12 protein-coding genes and 2 pseudogenes are annotated in these 19866 nt (G+C 62.4%); 2 read left to right on the top strand and 12 right to left on the bottom strand.

Annotation, left to right across the window (positions count from 1 at the left end):
• Nucleotides 1-318: 318 nt before the first annotated feature.
• Entirely contained in the window at nt 319-1014 is a 696-nt protein-coding gene (locus tag MKP05_RS16420; protein ID WP_240569298.1) for an outer membrane beta-barrel protein, read from the top strand.
• Between the two features lie 26 nt (nt 1015-1040).
• Here MKP05_RS16420 and MKP05_RS16415 read toward each other — a convergent pair whose 3' ends face one another.
• The 12 genes and pseudogenes from MKP05_RS16415 to glmS form a co-directional block, all read right to left on the bottom strand.
• Nucleotides 1041-2078 (bottom strand): glycosyltransferase family protein, encoded by a 1038-nt coding sequence (locus MKP05_RS16415; RefSeq protein ID WP_240569297.1) that lies wholly within the window; start codon nt 2076-2078, stop codon nt 1041-1043.
• Nucleotides 2079-2148: 70 nt separating this feature from the next.
• Entirely contained in the window at nt 2149-4278 is a 2130-nt protein-coding gene (locus tag MKP05_RS16410; RefSeq protein ID WP_240569296.1) for a glycosyltransferase family 2 protein, read from the bottom strand.
• A gap of 230 nt (nt 4279-4508) precedes the next feature.
• A complete protein-coding gene (locus MKP05_RS16405; RefSeq protein WP_240569295.1) occupies nt 4509-5990 on the bottom strand; it encodes a class I SAM-dependent methyltransferase in 1482 nt (493 codons plus the stop codon).
• 14 nt (nt 5991-6004) lie between these two features.
• The gene (locus tag MKP05_RS16400) at nt 6005-8749 is read right to left on the bottom strand and encodes a glycosyltransferase (RefSeq protein WP_240569294.1); all 2745 of its coding nucleotides are present in this window, start codon (nt 8747-8749) and stop codon (nt 6005-6007) included.
• A 266-nt stretch (nt 8750-9015) separates the two neighbouring features.
• Entirely contained in the window at nt 9016-10740 is a 1725-nt protein-coding gene (locus MKP05_RS16395; protein ID WP_240569293.1) for a class I SAM-dependent methyltransferase, read from the bottom strand.
• 24 nt (nt 10741-10764) lie between these two features.
• Entirely contained in the window at nt 10765-11319 is a 555-nt protein-coding gene (gene rfbC, locus MKP05_RS16390) for a dTDP-4-dehydrorhamnose 3,5-epimerase (RefSeq protein WP_240569292.1), read from the bottom strand.
• A gap of 17 nt (nt 11320-11336) precedes the next feature.
• A complete protein-coding gene (gene rfbA / locus MKP05_RS16385) occupies nt 11337-12233 on the bottom strand; it encodes a glucose-1-phosphate thymidylyltransferase RfbA (protein ID WP_240569291.1) in 897 nt (298 codons plus the stop codon).
• 61 nt (nt 12234-12294) lie between these two features.
• Complete coding sequence (gene rfbD, locus MKP05_RS16380; RefSeq protein ID WP_240569290.1) at nt 12295-13203, bottom strand: dTDP-4-dehydrorhamnose reductase; 909 nt, start codon at nt 13201-13203, stop codon at nt 12295-12297.
• Nucleotides 13204-13241: 38 nt separating this feature from the next.
• Nucleotides 13242-14447 (bottom strand): dTDP-glucose 4,6-dehydratase, encoded by a 1206-nt coding sequence (locus tag MKP05_RS16375; RefSeq protein ID WP_240569289.1) that lies wholly within the window; start codon nt 14445-14447, stop codon nt 13242-13244.
• 7 nt (nt 14448-14454) lie between these two features.
• Nucleotides 14455-15891, bottom strand: coding sequence for a glycosyltransferase family 4 protein (locus tag MKP05_RS16370; protein ID WP_240569288.1), 1437 nt, complete (start codon nt 15889-15891; stop codon nt 14455-14457).
• 189 nt (nt 15892-16080) lie between these two features.
• Nucleotides 16081-17247, bottom strand: coding sequence for a DUF8607 domain-containing protein (locus MKP05_RS16365; RefSeq protein WP_240569287.1), 1167 nt, complete (start codon nt 17245-17247; stop codon nt 16081-16083).
• Between the two features lie 223 nt (nt 17248-17470).
• Nucleotides 17471-19341: pseudogene (gene glmS / locus MKP05_RS16360) on the bottom strand (glutamine--fructose-6-phosphate transaminase (isomerizing)).
• Nucleotides 19342-19596: 255 nt separating this feature from the next.
• On the opposite strand from glmS, the pseudogene MKP05_RS16355 reads away from it, so the two are divergent.
• Nucleotides 19597-19740, top strand: a pseudogene (locus tag MKP05_RS16355) (transposase); the annotation flags it as partial.
• Between the last annotated feature and the right edge of the window lie 126 nt (nt 19741-19866).

Raw genomic sequence — 19866 nt, 5'->3', positions numbered from 1 at the left:
CCTGTGTGCAAGATACTTGCCGCACGACGCTCACTTGCCCAAGGGCGGTACCGCAGCTTCTCCACGCCGTCGATAGGGATGATATCCCTCAAACTTTTTCAGCAGAAGCACCCCCATTATCGCTGAAGAAAAGCACCAGACTTGTCACCCATCCTACTGATATTTCGCCAAAAAATCCTTTTTTGCAACATCATGTTACAGAATGTTGCTAGCGTCTTTCATAAGCAACATCACTCAGGCCTTCGAGTAACAAAGACGGTTGAAAGGGCCTGGCATCAGTGACGAGTCCTTCACCCTACTCGCTCTCGGGAGGTGTCGATGAAAAGGCACACCGTCCTTGCCATGACCTGGCTCTTGACCACGCCGGCCTTGGCGGTCAACGCCTCAGCGGCGGATATCTATCTCTTTGCGGACGCAGGGCTCGCCGAGCCCGACATGGATACCCTGGACAGAAGACACCAGCGAATGGCGGAGAGCATTACCGACAACGGCGGCGTCGCCCTGAGGGACGTCGATGACCAGAGCGGTGCCGGTACCATCGGGGTGGGAATCCAGCCCTTCCGCTATCTGGCCCTCGAACTGGCCTACTACCACCTGGGGTCCTATCAGTTCGAGACAAGGGGCGCGCTCACTGCTCCGTCCCAGCAACTCAGCTCGCGAACGGTGACCGATGTGAAGGCGCGCGGCTGGGGGCTGAACGGCAAGCTGCTGCTCCCCATCACAGAGGCGCTTAACGGTACCTTCACCGCCGGGGTGGCCCGCATCGACACCGACATCACGGCGGTGACGACACGCAGTGGCGAGGTGCTCGGCGAGCCGATGTCTTCCCGAGACACTGTCGAGCATCACTTCGAGGACACCGTCGGTATCCTCGGCATCGGCGCCTGGTACCAGTTCGGGGCCCATCTCGGTCTACGGCTCGACTATCGCTACCTGGGGGGCTTCGGCCAGAGTGACAATGGAAGCGACAGTGACCTTGACCTGTTCACCGCCGGGGTCACCTACACCTTTTGATATCTAACACCGAGTGACTGACGCCTTCACCGACCGCACCCCCAGACATCAGCCGCCGCCTCAGGGTTGCCAACTCTGCAGGCAGTGAAGGCAGCACTGGTGGCCATGCTTCGCGCCTCCTCGGGATGCACCAACAGCCATTCAAGGCAGCGTTGCCACTCGGCGGGGTCGTCATCGGCAAGGAGCCCATTCATGCCATCCTCGACGATCTCGGTGTAGGGGGGGCGCCGCGAGTAGATGCCCACGCCGCCCATGGCGGCGATGTCCAGAAACTTGATGAAGGACTTGCCGCAGTTGAAGGGTGTATCGAGCAGCGGGGCCAGGCCGATATGGACGCGCCGCCGCGCCTGGTAGGCGCGGAACCTGCCCCACCGCAGCGGCGAAGGGCACACCACCCGCGGCAGATCAACCAACGCCTCCGGCGTGTGTTCGCCCAGCATCAGCTCCAACTCGGTATCGCCGCGTTCGCGCTGCAGGGCCTTCAGTGCCGGGGCAATGTGGACCAGGTCCGCCAGGTGGGCCCGGGTGCCATGAAAACCGATGCGCCACGGCTGCTCAGCGGAAGGCCCACGCTCGAAGTGGGCAAGCTCAGGCAGTGGCGAAATCAGCGGTGGCGTCATTACCCGCACATTGCCATGCCGCTCGCTCAGCCGATCGGCCAGCTGACCGCTGCATGCCACCACCTCATCTGCCAGCGCCAGCAGGCGCGACTGCTGGGCTGCGGCTCGCGCCATGCGCGCTCGATAGGCCAATGGCAACGTTTCATCCGCGGCCGCCGCATCCAGATCATCATCGATCAGGTAGACGATGCGCCCGAAATGGCCTCGCTCCCGCTCCAGCCAACGCAGGGCCTGCATGGGCAAGGTACGACACAGCACCAGATGGGCCCCCAGCTGGCGCGACAGCACCCAGCGGGCGATGCGCCAGCGCCAGCCACGCACGTCCAGCCGCCCCACATCGGCGCCCCCGAAACGCAAAAGGGGCGCGACCGACGCGAGGAAGTAGATATCCTCGGTCGGCCGCGCCCCATCGCTCAGCACCAGCCAGCGCTCACCACTTAGCATTCATGACTCACTTTTTCTAGCGTCAAGCGCACGGCTTACAGCTCCCGGCACAGCCGGGCTCCTCACTCCATTAGCGCAATGAAAAATCCTCATGCACAAGCGTCAGGTTGGGATTGTAGGCGGGATCATCGCGCAGCTTCTCCCCCCAGGTCCGCTTCATGTACGCCATCTCTCGCATCCACCTGGCATGCTTCTCAGGGGTGTCATCGGCGCCCCGTGACACGGACTCATGGTGGTAAAGCTCGGCATGGGGCGTCCACAGGTTGCGATAGCCGGCTTCGCGTACCTTGATACACAGGTCCACGTCATTGTAGGCCACAGCAAGATCCGCCTCGTTGAGCCCGCCCACCGCCTCGAACACCGCACGACGCACCAGCAGGCACGCGGCCGTCACGGCGGAGAGGTTCTGCACCAGCTTCAGTCGACCGCAGTAGCCCGCATCCTGGCGAGGAAAGAAACGATGCACATGGCCCGCTACGCCACCAAGCCCCAGGACGACGCCGGCGTGCTGCAGCATGTCGTTCGGGTAATAGAGCTTGGCCCCCACGCAGCCGATCTCCGGTCGGCGCGCCTGGCTGACCATTTCGGTCAACCAGCCACCATCGACGGGCTCCACATCGTTATTGATCAGCCCCAGGATCTCTCCACGAGCCTGTCTGACACCGAAATTATTGATGGCCGAATAGTTGAAGGGCTGATCCCACCGCAGCACCCTCACGCGAGAATCACGCCTGGCCACCTCCTCCAGATAGGCCAGGGTCTCCGGGCAACGGCTCTGGTTATCCAGGATCAGCAGCTCGAAATGGCGATAGTCGGTGCGCTCGAGGATCGCCTCCACACAGGGCTTGAGGATGTCGATGCCATCCCGGGTGGGGACTAGCAGGCTGACCAGAGGGGCCGGTTCGGCAACGGGCCAGCGCAGTCGGGCGCTGCCGGGCAGAAGCCCTGGCTCGACAGTCACGTCGTGCTCTTTGCCCAGACGCGCGACGAACTCACCAACAAGAGAAACGGTCACTTCTGACCGGGCCGCCCCCGCATGACGGTTGTTCACGTGACGATGATAGAGAACGCCCGGCAGGTGGCAAACCGGCAGTTCAGCCGTGTCAGCATGCCCTGACGTCCAGGCGAGAAAACGCAGCGCCATGGCATGGTCCAGTTCCTCGGCAGACAGCCGCTCGCGACACTGTCGGCCAATGTCACGATACGACTCGAGCTGCCACAACAGGCGACGCCGATAGACGGCAAATCGGCCCAGGTAACCGGTGCCCTTCAGAAGATCCGGATTCCAGCGAGGCTTGAAGCATGGGTGTAGGCGCCTGCCCGAGGCATCGATCTCGTCCTGGTCTGCATAGAAGAGCTGGCTAGCGGGAAAATCGTTCCAGGCGCGTACTACGCGCTCCAGGGCCGCCGGTGCCAAGGTGTCCCCTGCCGAGAAGGTCATCACGCCCTCCCCGCAGGACGCCACAAAGGCCTGATGGGTCAGGCCAGCCAGGCTCCGCTGATGCCCCTCGAGCAGCCGAGACCTGGGGTCCTCTCCCAGACATTCCGCCACCAGACCCACCAGTTGCGCATCCAGCGCGGGCGAATGCACCACGCAGAGCTCCCAGCGTGGATAGCTCTGCGCCTGCAGCGACGCCAGCGATTGCCGCAGACCCTCGATGCCGACCTGCTCGATGGCGTCATCCAACGGCAGCAGCAGCGAGAGCGTCGGCTGCTCTTTAAGCGCCTCAAGCGCCCTGCCTGCCAGCCAGGCCCGGCAACGCACGGGCTCGACTTCCTCGACCCAGTACGGATAGTGACGGTTGGCACAGGCGCGCCAGAATGACTGGGTGTACTCGGCCAGCGCCAGCTGACGCCAGCTCAGCCCCCTAGCCACCGACTCGCGGTGCAGCGCACGCTTCACGCGCCCCACCGACATCCCCCGGTAGGCCGGCAGCACATTGGCCAGCCGCCGCGCGAGGCGGTCGTGGGCAAACCAAGGGGTCAACCATACCCAGCGCAGGCGCGTCAGCCTGAAACGGCCATGGGCATCCAACAGGGTCATGGTGATGCGCTTCACCCCCAGGGGGATGAACACCAGCCGCTTGGACCGGCTGCCCGGGCGCAATGGCAGTGACACGGAAAAACGCCCCTTGGCGGTTTCCACGTCAAGCTCGGCCAGGCCGCGCATCACCTCGCTTTCGATATCGAGTTCCAGCATGTTCCAGCCCGGCCAAGGCTGCGGACCTTTCAGCTCGAAGGAAGGCGAGTCACCCGCCGCCATCCACGCCGCAGACGCCTCAAGCCACTCCACCTGCGCCAGGGGGTGCAACGGTGAGGCTCGGTGCCAGAACGGCAAGGCGTCCTGGTCACCGTTGCCCTTGCCTCCTGGCAGGTAACGGTCAAGCCGCCATGCCAGAGAACGAAAGGTCCTTGTCGGGTAGCTTGGACTCATGAACCAGGCCGGGATGTCAGTTTCTTGAACAGCCTGCCGGCAATGCCCGACGTATCGGATTGATCAGGCATCTCCAGAGAAACTCGCGCCAGAGGGAGGGGCTGTCCATCCAGCAGGATGCCAATCTCCACCCCTTCCGTCAGCAACGAAACGGGTACCTCGATGCGAAAGCCACAAGGCTGCTCTTGCCACAAGACGGGAACCGACTCGGCAGTACCGAACACATGCTTCAGGGCATCCTCCCTGGGCTTGTTGAACGCCTGCACCTCTCGCCCTCCAGGCAAATCGAGATAGACTTCCGCCTCACCGCCTGCTCCATCCAACGTCAGTATCCAGCCAGCCAGCATCACCGGTGCCCCGGCCTCTAACTCCTCCCCCGTCACGGGAGAGTCCAGGTGCCAACGTAACTGCTGCTGTGCGGCATCACCTCGAGCCAGCCGTGTGACCCGGGCCAACGGCATCTCGGGCAAACGCTTGGTGGCCAGATACTGTGCATAGGCATCGGCTCTGTACTCGGCATCCTGCCTCGGCATCAGCCCTTCACCCAGGCCCCACTCCATACGCACCGGGAAGTACCCTACCTCGGCGAAGGCATCGCATACCGCTGGCTGGAAGGCCTCGGGCACATAGGTATCCAGCGCGAAATCTTCATAGCCGACGGAGGCACTCCACAGCCTTGCCATATCGCGAGCGTGTCCAGCTTCAAACACCTTGCGCGTCGTGCTATCTATACTAGCCGTCGAGAAGTCAGCACTGATCAGCTCCTGAAGTGGCGCAGGGGCATCATGCTTGCCCTGTGCAACCTGCTGATAGAAGGCATCGCCCGAAATCACCGGCACCCTGGCTTTCTTGAACAGCTTGCGAGCCAAGGTGGACTTGCCCGACCCCGGACGCCCCATCAGCAGATAGGCACAGGGTTTGAGCTTCCGCACATGCACCACATAGCGCTGCAGGGGATCCCCGGGCTGGTTCACGCTGTGACCGATCACCTTCCAGGCATAGGGCTCAAGCACTCTGGCCAGCTTGCGTCGAGTCGGGAAGAAGCGCCGATCGATGGAGCGCTCCACCTGGATCCAGGCATCCTCGGCCTGGGGTGCCATGCTGATTTCCAGCACCAGCAAGCCATCATCCGAAAGCTGCTCCATCAGGCGATGGATCAAGGCCTCCTGGTCATCTGCATAGTGCAAGGCCGACAGCAGGGTAATCAGTTCATACTCGCCCTCCGGCAATGTCTCCCAGCTCTGCTGGATAAACTCTGCCTCGGGGAAGCGGCGCTGGGCCTTGCGGATCGCAGCCGCCGAGCGGTCGATACCAACGGCTCGCGCGGCACCATCGAAAATCGCATAGCCGGCAAAGAACCCCTCATTACAGCCGACATCCAGGCACCGCTTGCCGGCCAGACTGGGCAACCTCAGCGCTGCCAGCTTCCGTAGGGAATCCGAGCTGCCTTTTACACCTGGGAAAGATTGATACTGCATTCCATTGAACTCACTTATCGGTTTGGCCACCAGGGCGCATAGGCAGCACACAGCGCCTCTGCAAAGGCTCTGGCACCATAGCTCTCCATGGCTCGCTGTCGACCGGCCGCTCCCATCTTGCGCACCAGAGCGTGATCAAGAAGCAGACCAGACACCGCTCGAGCAGCCGCAGCATGATCCCCGAAAGGCACCAGCCATCCGGTCACCTCGTGTTCTACCAATTCCGGCAAGGCGCCCCAGGCATATGCCACAACAGGCCTGGCCGCGGTCATTGCCTCAAGCACCGTGCGCCCGAAGGATTCCTGAAAACGCGACAGGTTCACCACAACGTCAAGTTCAGCCAATGCCTGGGCAGGATCATCGACATAGCCACAATATTCAATATTACGCGGCGCCTCGCCTACCGCCTGCCGCTGCAGCAGCGCCTCCACGGCAGGGGTGTGGGGCCCAAAGATCATGATCCGAGCGTCGGGCACCAGGGGCTCGAGATGACCTGCCATCGCCTCCAGGTCATCAAGCCCTTTCTTCGGCAGGTTGCTGCTCAGCATGCCTACTGCAGGGGGGCTTCCATCAAGTGTCGGTTCAGAAAGCGCCAGCAGCGCCGACATATCGATCGTGTTGGGGACCACTGCCGTGGGCACTCCATCACCGAGCCACTTCGCAACATGCCGGGAGTTGGCGATGACCCCGGTGGCGCTCTCCCGCACCCGCCTGCGCAGGCGCTCCGGTGTGGCATTCAGCGTCTCGCAAAGCGCCGGGTCGTGCTCGGGCAACTCGCGACCATGCACCAGGGCCGGCACTCCCAACCCATGTGCGGCAACCAGGGGCTCATCCAGCACCATGGTATTGGCATGCACCAGGTCGACCCGGAAGCGATGCATCAAGTCGTGAAAATGGCCAACCGTAGCCGGTTCGGGCACCTTGCCGTTCTGCCACCACCCATAAGGCAAGACGGCAACGGCCAGCGACACCGCCTGAAGCGAGCGCAGGTAGTCACCATTCACCGCCGACGGCAAGGCCACCACGAGATTCAGCTCCAGGTGCTCGAGGCCACGCGCCAGATCCAGCAGGCTACGTTCCGCGCCATACAGGGCCTTCCCGGCGGCATGGCCCACCAGCAGCAGTGTCGGCCTGCCCTCACGGTGCGGCTGCCGGCCTTCAAAGACCGGGAGCGGCTCATGACCCAGCTCGCGGCCATGTCGCACAAAATGATGGAGAGGAGTGAGCCGACTCTCCGCCAGCCAATCCGCCACATCCGGGTAGCGAGCCAGATAGCCCGAGGTACTGAAGCTCGGGCCGGGGTCACGCCCTTCGGATGCCCCGACCTCCCAATAGTGCACCAGCGGCTCGATGCGGTGATGCTGAAGGTCGATATGGGTACGGCAATACCAGCCAGGATCGAACAGCCCACAGGCCTGCAGCTCATCCATGGGATGAGTGAAGCGCACGGGCAGCGCCTGGCGGCACATAGCGGCAGGTGCCGCGAAGGGGCGATAGCCAGGCCGGCGGGGAAGGTGGAGATCGGATGGGTGGGTAGCCGACGCATGCCAGCGCCGCGCACTGGCCATATAGTCGTGGCGCCCCCCGACAAACTGGGTGATCAGATGGGTCGTGCTGTGCTGACTCAGCGAGCCCTCATCGGCTCGCCCAAAGGCCAGCGGTACGCCAGGCAGCACATCAACCACTGCCGAATCACCAAAGGCGGCCAACACCCGCTGGTGGAATTCGGTATCCGCATTGACCGTGACATCGTCCCAGAAACCCAATGCATCGAATACCCGGCGGCGGAACATCAGCGAGGAGATATTGCGGTAGGTCCAGCCTTCCAGCTCGGTTCGCCAGAGGTGGAAGAAAAGCGACGGCGTGGTACGCACCCAGTGCGACAGACACCCCAGCGCCTGCGGGGCCGCAAGCAGTGCCTCAACCTGGCGCGCCAGCTTCTCCGGATGCGACCAGTCATCACTATCGTGGGTGGTAATGAGCCCACCCTGGGCCTCTGCCAGGCCGACGTTGCGTGCCGCATAAGCACCGCGGTTCTCGCCATGCCGCAACAGACGCAGGCTCAGGCCCTCGGGGCACTCACCCGCGAAGCGCTCTACCACGAAAGCTCCGTTATCCTCGCTGGCATCGTCGACCACGATGATCTCCAGTGGCCGCCAGGTCTGAGCAAACAGGCTGTGCAGCGCCGTGGCAATCGTTGCCTCGGCGTTGTAGAGCGGCACGATCACCGAGACGAGGGGAGGCGATTGAGTCGCTAGGGGTGAAGCGTGAGGGGTGAAGGATGCCACCGCCAGGTTGTCCAGGCCGAGGGGGCATGCCGGATCTTGCAGCTTCACGGGCATCAGGCCGAACCGGGAGAACATCCGATTGCAGAGGGCCAGCCGCTGCCTATCACTCCGTGGCTGTACGCTCAGGGTATTGGCCTCGGCAAGCTCGGTATCGGCCAGTTGCGGGAAGCGTTGCTTCAGCTCGGCCAGCACCCTCTGGATCCCCTCCTCAACACCATGGCCCACGAGCCCCCTGTGGGAGTGAACTTCAGGTTCACCCTTGGCCAACCGGCAAAGCGCCTCCAGGGCCAGCAGCAACATGCCGGGCTGCCCGGACATCGCCACCGGCTGGCACTCTGGCATCAGATAGGCCACTACCTGCGCCCAATCGCCCTTGAAGGCATGCCAGCGTCCCAGCGCCCAACGGGCGTAGACCTGCTCTTCCGGCGTGGCCTCACCGCTCTCGACAAGCCCCAACAGCCGCGGCGCCATCACCGCCTCGCCACCGCGCCAAAGGTGGTGCTCCCAGGCCAGGGCACGGTTGCGACGCGGCAGGCGTCCCTCCGCCTTACCGTGACGACAATAGTGAACCCACGGGTCCATTCCGGCGGCGGCTACGTCGGGGTACTCGGCCAGATACCAATTCCCATCGAACCAGGGCGGAGGGCCTTCAGACGACTTCTTCGCTAGGCCAAGCCTCGCCACCAGTCGCCGGCTTAAACTCCCCCAACGGGAGCGTTGCAGCGGTTCCCGAGGTCTCAGCGCACGCCTCCCGGCACCGGCAACCGCTGCTCGGAGCGGCCAAACTTCAGATAGTGCAACAACGGGTTCATGCCTGACTCGGCGACATCCAGGTACTCGGTCAGGTACCAGTGGCTATCGAAGTTCGGCCCGGGCGACCTTCCCTCCTGGCCACCGAAGCGCAGGAAGTGCTCCAGGGGCGGCATTCCAGCCTCTCGAACGTCGGAATATGTCGCCAGGTACCACTCGGCATCGAACAGCCCGGAGCCCTGCACCAGTTGGGCTTGGCGCTTGAGCTTGCGGGCATCCTTGCCACGCATGACGAAGCGTTCCACCAGGCGCGGCTTCCTTGCCTCCCCGGAAGCAACCGGCGCTTCAGCTACCTGGGGTTGCCTGGCGTCAGGCTCCGCCTTGACCTCGTCATGCACCTCGGGAGGGCGCTCCTCCAGCATCCTTGTCAGTTGCGCGATCTCATCGAAGCGTTGCGCCTGCTCAGCCTGCAGGTAACTGTTCTGGGCTCCCAGCTGGTCGGCACGCTCACGCAGTGCCGTCAGGCGATGCTCCGCCTGCTCACGCTCGACCGCGGCAGCCCGCTCGACCTCCTGCCTGGCGGCGCGTTCCTTCCCGAGCTCAGTCTCAAGCGTTGTCAGTCGCGCCTCGGCTCGCTCCCGCTTTGCCTGCTGCTCAGCGACTTCCTGGCTGCGTTGATCCAGAGATGCCTTGAGCGCCTTCACTTCCGCTTGCTGGTCGGCTCGGGCCTTGTCAGCCCCCTGCTTCAGGGCCGCCAGCTCGGCGGACACCGCCTTCAGCTGGGTTTCGAGCTCGGCGTGAGCCCGCTCCAGGAGCCGGCGCTCCTCGGCTGCACGCGCCCTCGCCTGCTCTACCTGTTCACGCTGCTGACGCTCTTGCTGTTCACGCCGTTCGGCGCTTTCAAGCAGCTGGGTGAGGGTTGCCAACTCCCCGATGCGCTCATCTCGCTCGGCGATCGCCTGGGCGAGCTCTGCACTCGGCCTGCCCGCGGCGGGCGAATCGCCGGCCGAGACAGGGGCACAGGCCAACCCGAGGCGCGAAAAGACCTGTTGAATCAGCCGCGCAGAAGGGTCGCGTGGAGAGAACGCCAGCAGTCGCGACACGACGTCGGACTGTTGATCGCCGACGGCCACGATGCCAAGACCAGCGCCTTGCGCAAACAGGAAATGCGGAAAATACCCCTTGAGATAGCGATAGAGCTCCGCGCCATGGTGACTCCCCGTACGGCCCTGGGCCTCGCTGATGACCACCAGCCCAGAGGGAGACAGCTTGCGCTCCCACGCCTCCCAGTTCTCCAGCACCGCGGCGGCGGCACTCGGCGAGACATGCATCAGGTCAACATCGCCGTCATCCAGGGCCTGCAAGGCCTGCTGTTCGGTAGCCTGCTGCAGTGAAGAGAATTCCTGATACTGGGCGTCGTTATAGTCGAGCCAGGCCCGTCGTGGCGGCTGGGTGGTAAAGGCCAGGCTTTCACACAGCGGGTTAAGGCGCTCCAGCGCCTGACAGAACGCGAAATACGCCACCGGCTCATCACACCCCAGTTCCACGACTCGCTGGGGGTGGTGAGCCTCGATCAGCCAGAAGGCCACCGGCACATGTGGGTACCATGCAGAGTCGTCGGTGAACTTGGGCCGCCAGAACATCGACTGCAGCGACAGCTGAGGAATCAGCACCTGCTCGGAAACACGCCGCTCAATGGCGGTATCGGTCATCAAGGATTGAGGCATCAGAACGGTTCAGTTGGTCTGTTCGTGAAAAGAAGGCGCGGCGGCATCGCGCGGCGACAGCAGTGGCTCGCCTCCCCATTGCCATAGCTCACGCCGCCAGTCGATGCCCAGCACGGCATCATCCCAGCGGATGGCCCGCTCATGCTGGGGCGCATAGTAGTCGGTGGTCTTGTAGAACACATCGGCACTGTCGCTCAACACCACGAAACCATGGGCAAACCCCGGCGGTACCCACAGCTGTTGATGGGCCTCGGCGTCCAACAGCACACTCACCCAGCGGCCGAAGTCGGGAGATTCGCGGCGAAGGTCCACCGCCACATCGAGGATCTCGCCCTGCAGTACCCTCAGCAGCTTGCCCTGGGGCTGCTGGACCTGGTAATGCAAGCCGCGCAGCACTCCCTGCGCGGAGCGGGAATGGTTGTCCTGAACGAAGGAGACCTCTTCGCCGATGACCTCGGCGAAGGTGCGCCGATTATAGCTTTCCATGAAGAAGCCACGCGCATCACCGAAGACGTCGGGCGTCAGCAACTTCACATCGGGTATATCCAGGGCAACGACCTGCATCGGCAACTCCCTTCTCCTTATCGGTTGGCACCGTATCGACTGGCATTGTCGGCCACATTTAACAAGTAGCGGCCATAGTCGGTGTTGTGGAACGTCCGCCCGCGTGCCGCCAGGCTGTCGAGGGTTATCCATCCCTGCTGCCAGGCGATCTCCTCCAGGCAGGCAATCTTGAGCCCCTGGCGATGCTCGATCGCCTGAACGTACTGGCTCGCCTCGAGCAAGCTGTCATGGGTACCGGTATCCAGCCACACGAAGCCCCGCCCCAGGCTAGCCACCTCCAGCTCCCCCATCTGCAGGTAGGCGTTGTTCAGGCTGGTGATCTCCAGCTCGCCACGGGCCGAGGGCGTAACCTCTCGGGCCAGCGAGACGATGCGATTGTCGTAGAAGTAGAGCCCCGTAACGGCATGGTGCGAGCGAGGCTGAGCCGGTTTTTCCTCGATCGACACCGCGCGCCCGGACTCATCAAACTCCACCACCCCGAAGCGCCGAGGATCGTTCACATAGTGGCCGAACACCGTCGCACCGCTGGGCTGGGCAGCCGCCTGCCTCAGCTGACCAGTGAAGTGCTGGCCATGAAAGAGGTTATCCCCCAGCACCAGGCAAACGGGCGAGTCACCGAGGAACGCCTCGCCGATAAGAAAGGCCTGGGCCAGGCCCTTGGGGCTGGGTTGAACGGCATACTCCAGGCGAACACCGAAGGCGTCACCGTTACCCAACAGCCGCTGAAAGAGGGGCAGATCCTCCGGCGTGGTGATGATCAGGATCTCGCGAATCCCGGCCAGCATCAGCACCGAAAGCGGGTAATAGATCATCGGCTTGTCGTAGACAGGCAGCAGGTGCTTCGAGATCCCCAGCGTAAGCGGATAGAGCCGAGACCCAGAGCCTCCTGCCAGCACAATACCCTTTCGCTCCATGCGAACACTCCCCTGTTCATCCTTTGGGCCGACAGGCAGACAGCACCCAGGCGTATTCCTGCTAGCTGGCCAGCACCTCGGCCAGGGTCAGTGACAGCTGCTCCTGCCATTCAGGCATACGCAGCCCCAACGCCTGTTCCAGCCGGGTCAGTGCCAGCCGCGAGTTCAGCGGCCTCGCTGCGGGCACAGGATACTCGGCGCTGGAAATGGGTGCCACGCCAGCGGGAGAAATTGCCAGCGGCTCTCCCTGCTCACGCAGCTGCCGGAAGATCTCGCGGGCAAAGCCATGCCAGCTGGTTTCACCGCGCGGGGCCAGGTGGTAGATCCCCGGGGGGATGCAAGGGTTTGGGGCCGAGGCGTGAGGCGTGAGGGAGAGTCGATGCAGGGCCAGTGCCGTCACCTGGGCGATCAGCCGAGCCGGGGTGGGGGCGCCGACCTGGTCGCTGACCACCTTCAGTGCATCGCGCTCACGGCCCAGACGCAGCATGGTCTTCATGAAGTTGTGGCCGCGCGCGCTGTAGACCCAGCTGGTGCGGAAGATCAGGTGCGCACAACCGCTAGCCTGCACCGCCTCGTCCCCCTCAACCTTGGTGTGGCCATACACGTTGAGCGGGCCGGTGTCGTCCTGCTCCTGCCAGGGCGTTTCACCGCTACCGGGATAGACGTAATCGCTGGAGTAGTGCACCAGCCACTGGCCTCGGCTCGCACTATATGCGGCCAGCTGGGCGGGCAGCTCGGCGTTGAGCCGCCGCGCCAGCACAGGCTCCTCCTCGGCCCTGTCCACCGCGGTATAGGCCGCTGCATTGACGATCAACTCCGGCTGATGCTGAGCCAGCCACTGCACTACCGCATCGGCGTCGGCGAGATCGAGCTCCTGGCGCGTGGGGGCCAGCACCCTGCCCAGCAGGCACAGCTGGCGCTGCAGCTCGAAGCCGACCTGGCCGCTACCGCCTGTTATCAGGATCTTCATCCCAACCGCTCCCCCTGGTAGCTGCCATCCAGCACGCGCTACCACCACTCGCGGTTGTCGAGGTACCACTCCACCGTCTTGCGCAGGCCGGTCTCGAAGGTCTCCTGGGGCACCCAGCCCAGCTCGCGCTCGATCTTGCCGGCGTCGATGGCATAGCGCCGGTCGTGACCGGGGCGGTCGGCGACGAAGGTGATTAGTTCCCGGTGAGGGGTGAGGGGTAAGCGCTTCGCTTGTGAGGGGTTATTCTCCTCACTCCTCACTCCTCTCCCCTCATCCAGCACCAGCTCGTCCAGAATCTCGCAGATCGCCTCCACCACCTCGAGGTTGGCCTTCTCGTTGTGGCCACCGATATTGTAGGTCTCCCCTACCCGACCCTCGGTGGCCACCTTGATCAGAGCACGAGCATGGTCTTCCACGTAGAGCCAGTCCCGGACCTGCTGGCCGTCGCCGTAGACCGGCAGCGGCTTGCCGGCCAGGGCGTTGAGGATCATCAGCGGAATCAGCTTCTCGGGGAACTGGTAGGGCCCGTAGTTATTGGAGCAATTGGTAAGCAGCGTGGGCAGACCGAAAGTTCGTTGCCAGGCGCGTACCAGGTAGTCGGAGCCGGCCTTGCTGGCGGAATATGGGGAGCTTGGGGCGTAGGGGGTTTCCTCGGTGAAGAGTGAGCGCCCTGCGGGCTTGTGAGCGCCCTGCGGGCTTGTAAGCGCGCTACGCGCTTGTGAGGTGTGAGGGGTGAGCGCTTCGCTGGCGAGGGGTTTCTCCTCTCCGCTTTGCCCCTCACTCCTCACACCTCTCTCCTCACATTCGCCCAGATCCCCATACACTTCATCCGTCGAGACATGATGGAAGCGGAAGCCGGCGGCCTTCTCGGGATCGCTCTCCTGCAGCGCTTTCCAGTAGCCGCGAGCGGCCTCCAGCAGCACCGAGGTGCCCACCACGTTGGTCTGGATAAACTCGGCGGGGGCGTCGATGGAGCGATCCACATGGCTCTCCGCGGCCAGGTGCATCACCACATCCGGCCGATGCTCGGCGAAGGCTCGATGCATGGCCGGCGCGTCGCAGATATCGGCGTGGATAAAGGCGTAGCGTGGACTATCGGCCACCTCCTCCAACGACTCCAGGTTGCCGGCATAGGTGAGCTTGTCGACGTTGACCACACTATGGTCGGTGTTGGCGATCAGCTCGCGCACCACCGCGGAGCCGATGAAGCCGGCGCCACCAGTGATCAGAAAGGTCTTGGGCATAGTGGTCTCAGGCTCCAGATGTAACGCTATCGCTGGTTGACTCGTCCGGCCCCGCCACCTCCGGGCTGAGAAAGGCGATCTTGCGCCCTTCTCCATCCTTGATATAGCAGCGCACCCGATAGCGCCCCGGGCCGGGAAGAGGAATCTCGCGGTGCGGCTCGGGGCCATAGCCCAGCTTCTCGATCACCTCGCCGTCGCGCAGCAGGTACCAGGCGAACTGCAGTTCCTCGGCGTGCTCGCACTCCAGGCGAACGGCCAACCGGTCCGGGCTCAGCTGGCGCTGGTTGAGCCCGCGCAGGCGCAGCTCGAGGAACTCCGCCTCCGCCACCTGCGGGCGCGGGGCGGTCTTGTACGCCGCCACCGCCAGACGATAGAAGCCCAGCAACCGCTGATGCATCTCGCGGGCGTTGAAGCACTGGCGCACCACCTGGCGGCCAAAGCGGCCCAGCCGACGGCGTTCGGCGCGGGAGCGCATCAGCCGGTCGAGATCCCGCTCCACCGAACCCTCTTTGTAGCCTGCCTGTTTCTCACCCACGCCGCCGAAGTTGGTAAATACCGCCTGCTGCCAGTTCTCGCCGTCCACCAGGCCGTTGTAGCCCTTGCTGCCCAGGGCGATGGCCGGCACGCCGCAGCTCATCGCCTCCAGGGTACAGCGCCCCGGGGCAATGACCGCCGCGCTGCGGCAGTAGGCGTCGCGCAGCACCTCGCCCTGCAGCCAGCCGGTATAGCTCACGCTGTTCTCGCCGCGCAGCGCCTCCACCCGCTCGGCAAAGGCCTCCCACAGCTTGCCCTGGCCCACCACCTGCCAGTGGATGCGCCCGGGGTAGCGCTCGGCGGCATGTGCCACCGCCTGGTAGAAGATATCCAGGATAAAGGCCTTGTCCAGGTCCAGCCGGGTCACCAGCGATACCACCACCCGCCCCTCGGCCTCTTCAGGCGGCGCCACCTTCACCGCCTTGAACAGCCGCGCATCCGGCGTGTTGGGCACCACCTGAAGCTTCTCCGGTTGGCCCACCTCCCCCTCGGTCAGCAGGTAGTGGCGAATCCCCTCGGAGACCGTGAACACCGCATCCAGCTGCGCGATGGTCCGGGGCAGCGAATCCAGGTACTTGCCGTGCATGGTCACCACGCAAGGCAGCCCCAGCACCCGGGCGGCGATCATCCCCAACCGACGGGCCATGAACGGATGCGCATGCACCAGATCGATGGGCGCACGCTCATGCAGCGCACGGATTTTCGCCATCGCCGCGGCGAAGGAGCCCTCCGCGTAGTCGGTCGCGATCACCCCCGCCCCGTGCTCGCGCATCTGCTCGGCGAAGGGCCCCGGGCGACACACCACCGTGACCCGGTGCCGCCGCACCAGCATGAACAGCACGGTGGCCCGCACATTCTCGTGCAGGCCACCCTGGGGAGCATTGAAGAAGACCGGAATCAGCAGGTGCACGCAATGTCCTTATCCAGCGGGTGATAGCAGGAGCGCAGCTTGCCGTGGGAGCGCAGCTTGCTGCGCGAAGGCGGTGTTGCCCAAGCCTTGAGTGGCCCCACCATTCGCGAACTGAAGTTCGCTCCCACTACTTTCCTCCCGCAACACTGGCACTGCCGTTATCAACGACGTAAAGCTCACTGGCTATGGTCAGGCACCAACAAGAATCTCTTTAACTTCTTTGAGTTTTTTAAGCTCATTTGAATCAACTTCCCGCTCCTGGAATATATCAATGCAGGCTTTATTTATAGCCACATCTACATAACCAAAAGGGTCACGCCTGTAATCTGGATCACCAGACAGCAATGCAACATAAATATTTCCTACAACTGAAGCCTCACGTGGGCTCAAGCCTTCATTATCGCCAAACATGCTGAACTTTGGAGCGCTATCCAAGAAGTACTTTTTAGGCTTGCTTTCAAGCCCCCTCACGCAACGCTCAATATTTTCATCAATAGAGCTATTGTAATCAACCACCTCCTGTATCTTCACACTCTCTTCTTCAATCTTTTTATCCAAGATTTCGATAAACTGATCTGTTGCACAAACATGCCGGACAAACCTTAACCTATCCTCATCTTTAGCTGCAACATAGTAGGGCTTAAACCCATAAAAACCAAGATGTTCAAAGCTACGTGTCGGGCAACCATCGCTGTTCTCAACCCCCTCGAATCTCACCAAAAGCTCCGAGGTATCTTCTGAAAAATCATCGTGAACATAGCGAGAAAAATGCGAACTTTTAAGTTTCATGCCGCCACTCAAAAAAAGCTCAACAACTTTCATGTCGTGATTATAGATAGACTCGTAAAAATTATCGAAGCTCCAGGAAACCCCCATATTAGCTAGCTCCTTCCTTGGATCAGAGCTCACCTCCTTTTTTACATTTACTATATTCTTCGATATGATAGCAACACCCGAGTCTATACTTTCCAACCGTTCATTAACAAGCCCAAGTGATTGCTGAAGATTATTTACCACTGTAAAGCTTGAGGCAAGCACACCCTTATCTTCTGCCTCAACATCTTGGACTTGATAGAAATAGACGACACATGAAAGCACCAGCACGCCACTAAAGAAATAAAGACCAGCCACCCAGTCCTCGTGCCAGCTCGCAGCCTTTTTCTTGATAATCCAAAGGACGGCAACAGCCATCAGTGAGATAATGATGGCATATGCTGAAAACACTGCCAATGGTTGTAAAAGATCAATAACTGTCACGGCCATGCCGGCCAGCGTCAGTGATTTCCCTGCGCTCTTGATATTTAATTTTTTTACGTTCAACTTTCTTCCCCTTTTCTTATACACTTCGAGCACCATACTAGGTGCTCCATTCTTACCCCTGATGGGGACACAAAAAAGCTCAATGCACTTTGGCGAGATCTCACCCTATAGGAACTCGCTTGCCGAGCGAAGGCACCATCAAGCACACCGACAATGCCCCCCTCATCGGCAATGTCCACACCCGCACTACCACCTTCCACTGCTGCACAGCGGTTCACTCGCTGAAGCGTGCCGCTAGAACAAACCCGGCCCAACCGTGCTACTCCACCGTCACGCTCTTGGCGAGATTCCTCGGCTTGTCCACATCGGTGCCCTTCACCAGCGCCACGTGATAGGCCAGCAGCTGCTGGGCCACCACGTGCAGCACCGGGCTGAGCAGGCCGTAGTGTTCCGGCATGGTGAGCACATTGATGCCGTCGCTTGCCTCCACCCGGCTGCAGCCGTCGGCGAAGACGTAGAGCTCGCCGCCCCGGGCGCTGACCTCCTGCATGTTGGCCTTGAGCTTCGCCAGCAACTCGTCGTTGGGGGCGATCACCACCACCGGCATCTCGGCATCCACCAGGGCCAGGGGGCCATGCTTGAGCTCCCCCGCCGGGTAGGCCTCGGCGTGGATATAGGAAATCTCCTTGAGCTTGAGCGCCCCCTCCAGGGCAATGGGGTAGTGGTGCCCACGACCCAGGAAGAGCGCGTGCTGCTTGTCCGCGAAGCCCAGGCCTCGATCTTGGGCTCCAGGGCCAGCACCTTCTCCACCGCCACCGGCAGGTGGCGCAGCTCGGCGAGGAAGGCCTGCTCCGGCGAGTCGTCCAGTCCATCATTGGCACTATCATCCGCCAGGCGCCCCCTGGCCTTGGCCAGCAGCAGGGTGAGCAGGAAGAGCACGGCCAGCTGGGTGGTAAAGGCCTTGGTGGAGGCCACGCCGATCTCCGGGCCTGCCTGGGTGATAAAGCGCAGCGCCGTCTCGCGCACGATGGCGGACTCCGGCACGTTGCAGATGGCCAGGGTGTGGGGGTGGCCCATGCCCTTGGCGTGGTGCAGCGCGGCCAGGGTATCGGCGGTTTCCCCGGACTGCGAAATCACCACCACCAGCTGCCGATGAGGGTTGGCCACGGATTGGCGGTAGCGGTACTCGCTGGCGATCTCGACGTTACAGGGCAGGCCCGCCAGCTGCTCGATCCAGTAGCGGGCGGTCATCCCCGCATAGCTGGAGGTGCCGCAGGCCAAGATCAGCACGGAATCCACCTCGGCGACAATGGCCTCAGCCTCGGCGCCGAAGATGCCCGGCTGCAGGCGCCCTGCCCCGCCCAGCATCTCCAAGGTATTGCCCAGGGCCTGGGGCTGCTCGAAGATCTCCTTCTGCATGTAGTGGCGATACTCACCCAGCTCCACCGCGTCCGCCGAAAGGCTGGAGGTGACCACCTCGCGGGTGACCGGTTGGCCCTTGCCGTCGACCAGCTCGATGGCCTCCCGGGTCAGGCGGCCCACGTGGCCGTTTTCCAGGTAGATCATCTTCCGGGTGGCCGAAAGCAGCGCCGAGGCATCCGAGGCGGCATAGTGGCCCTGCTCGCCCACGCCCAGCATCAGCGGCGAGCCCTCCCGAGCCACGATCAGGCAGTCCGGTTCTTCTTCCCGCACCACCGCCAGGGCGTAGGCGCCCTCCAGGTGCGCCACGGCACAGCGCACCGCGGCGAAGAGATCCCCCGCCGCCTCACCGATCTGGCCTTTCAGACACGCCTGCACCAGGTGGGCGATGGTCTCGGTATCGGTATCCGAAGTGAACTCATAGCCCAGGCCCTGCAGCTGCTGTTTCAGCTCGGCGTAGTTCTCGATGATGCCGTTATGCACCACGGCCACGCCCCCGGAGACATGGGGGTGCGCATTGCGCTCCGCCGGCACGCCGTGGGTGGCCCAACGGGTATGGGCGATGCCCACCCGGCCCGCCACGCCCTGCTCCGCCACCCGAACCTCCAGCTCGGAAACGCGGCCCTTGGCGCGGGCACGCCGCAACGCACCGGAATCATCCAGCAAGGCCAGCCCCGCCGAGTCATAGCCGCGGTATTCCAAGGTTCTCAGGCCCGTGATAAGAAAGGGAGTACATTCCGTTGCGCTCACGGCGCCGACAATTCCGCACATGGTGGTTCCAGTAGAGTGGTGATTGGTAGAGGAAGATCTACTAAATTCCCATCAAAAAATTATTCAAAGGCACTAAAAACAGCCAGACCAGCAGAAAAACATGTTAAAAAGCTTAAAAAATACCGAGAGAAAAGCTTGCAATTTTTTAAATAAATAAGGTAATCCCCCGGCTTTGCCGGGGGACTACCCGAGGTTTGACCGTGTGATGCGGTCACAGGGAGCCTCCAATCTCGGCCAAGAGATAGGATGTTCCCAATGAGAGAGTACCAGAGTCTTTCCCATACGACATGGAATTGCAGGTATCATGTTGTTTTATACCTAAAAAGCGTAAGAAAATGATTTTCGGAAGGATACGCAAGCACCTTGGTGAGGTGTTCCATGAGCTGGCACGGCAGAAGCCCGCCTCTTTCATCAGGCCCTTTGCTGAGCGGCACTTCCGGCATCTCAGCAACGCTCAGCCAGTTCCTCCACCATCTCGCTACCGAGCAGCGAGATTCTGATAGTGCGAGGCTTTTGAATCCCTGA

Source organism: Halomonas flagellata (assembly GCF_022487945.1).
Lineage (GTDB): Bacteria > Pseudomonadota > Gammaproteobacteria > Pseudomonadales > Halomonadaceae > Halomonas > Halomonas flagellata.
The sequence above is the reverse complement of the archived record's forward strand: the minus strand, read 5'-3'. Positions and strand labels throughout refer to the sequence as shown.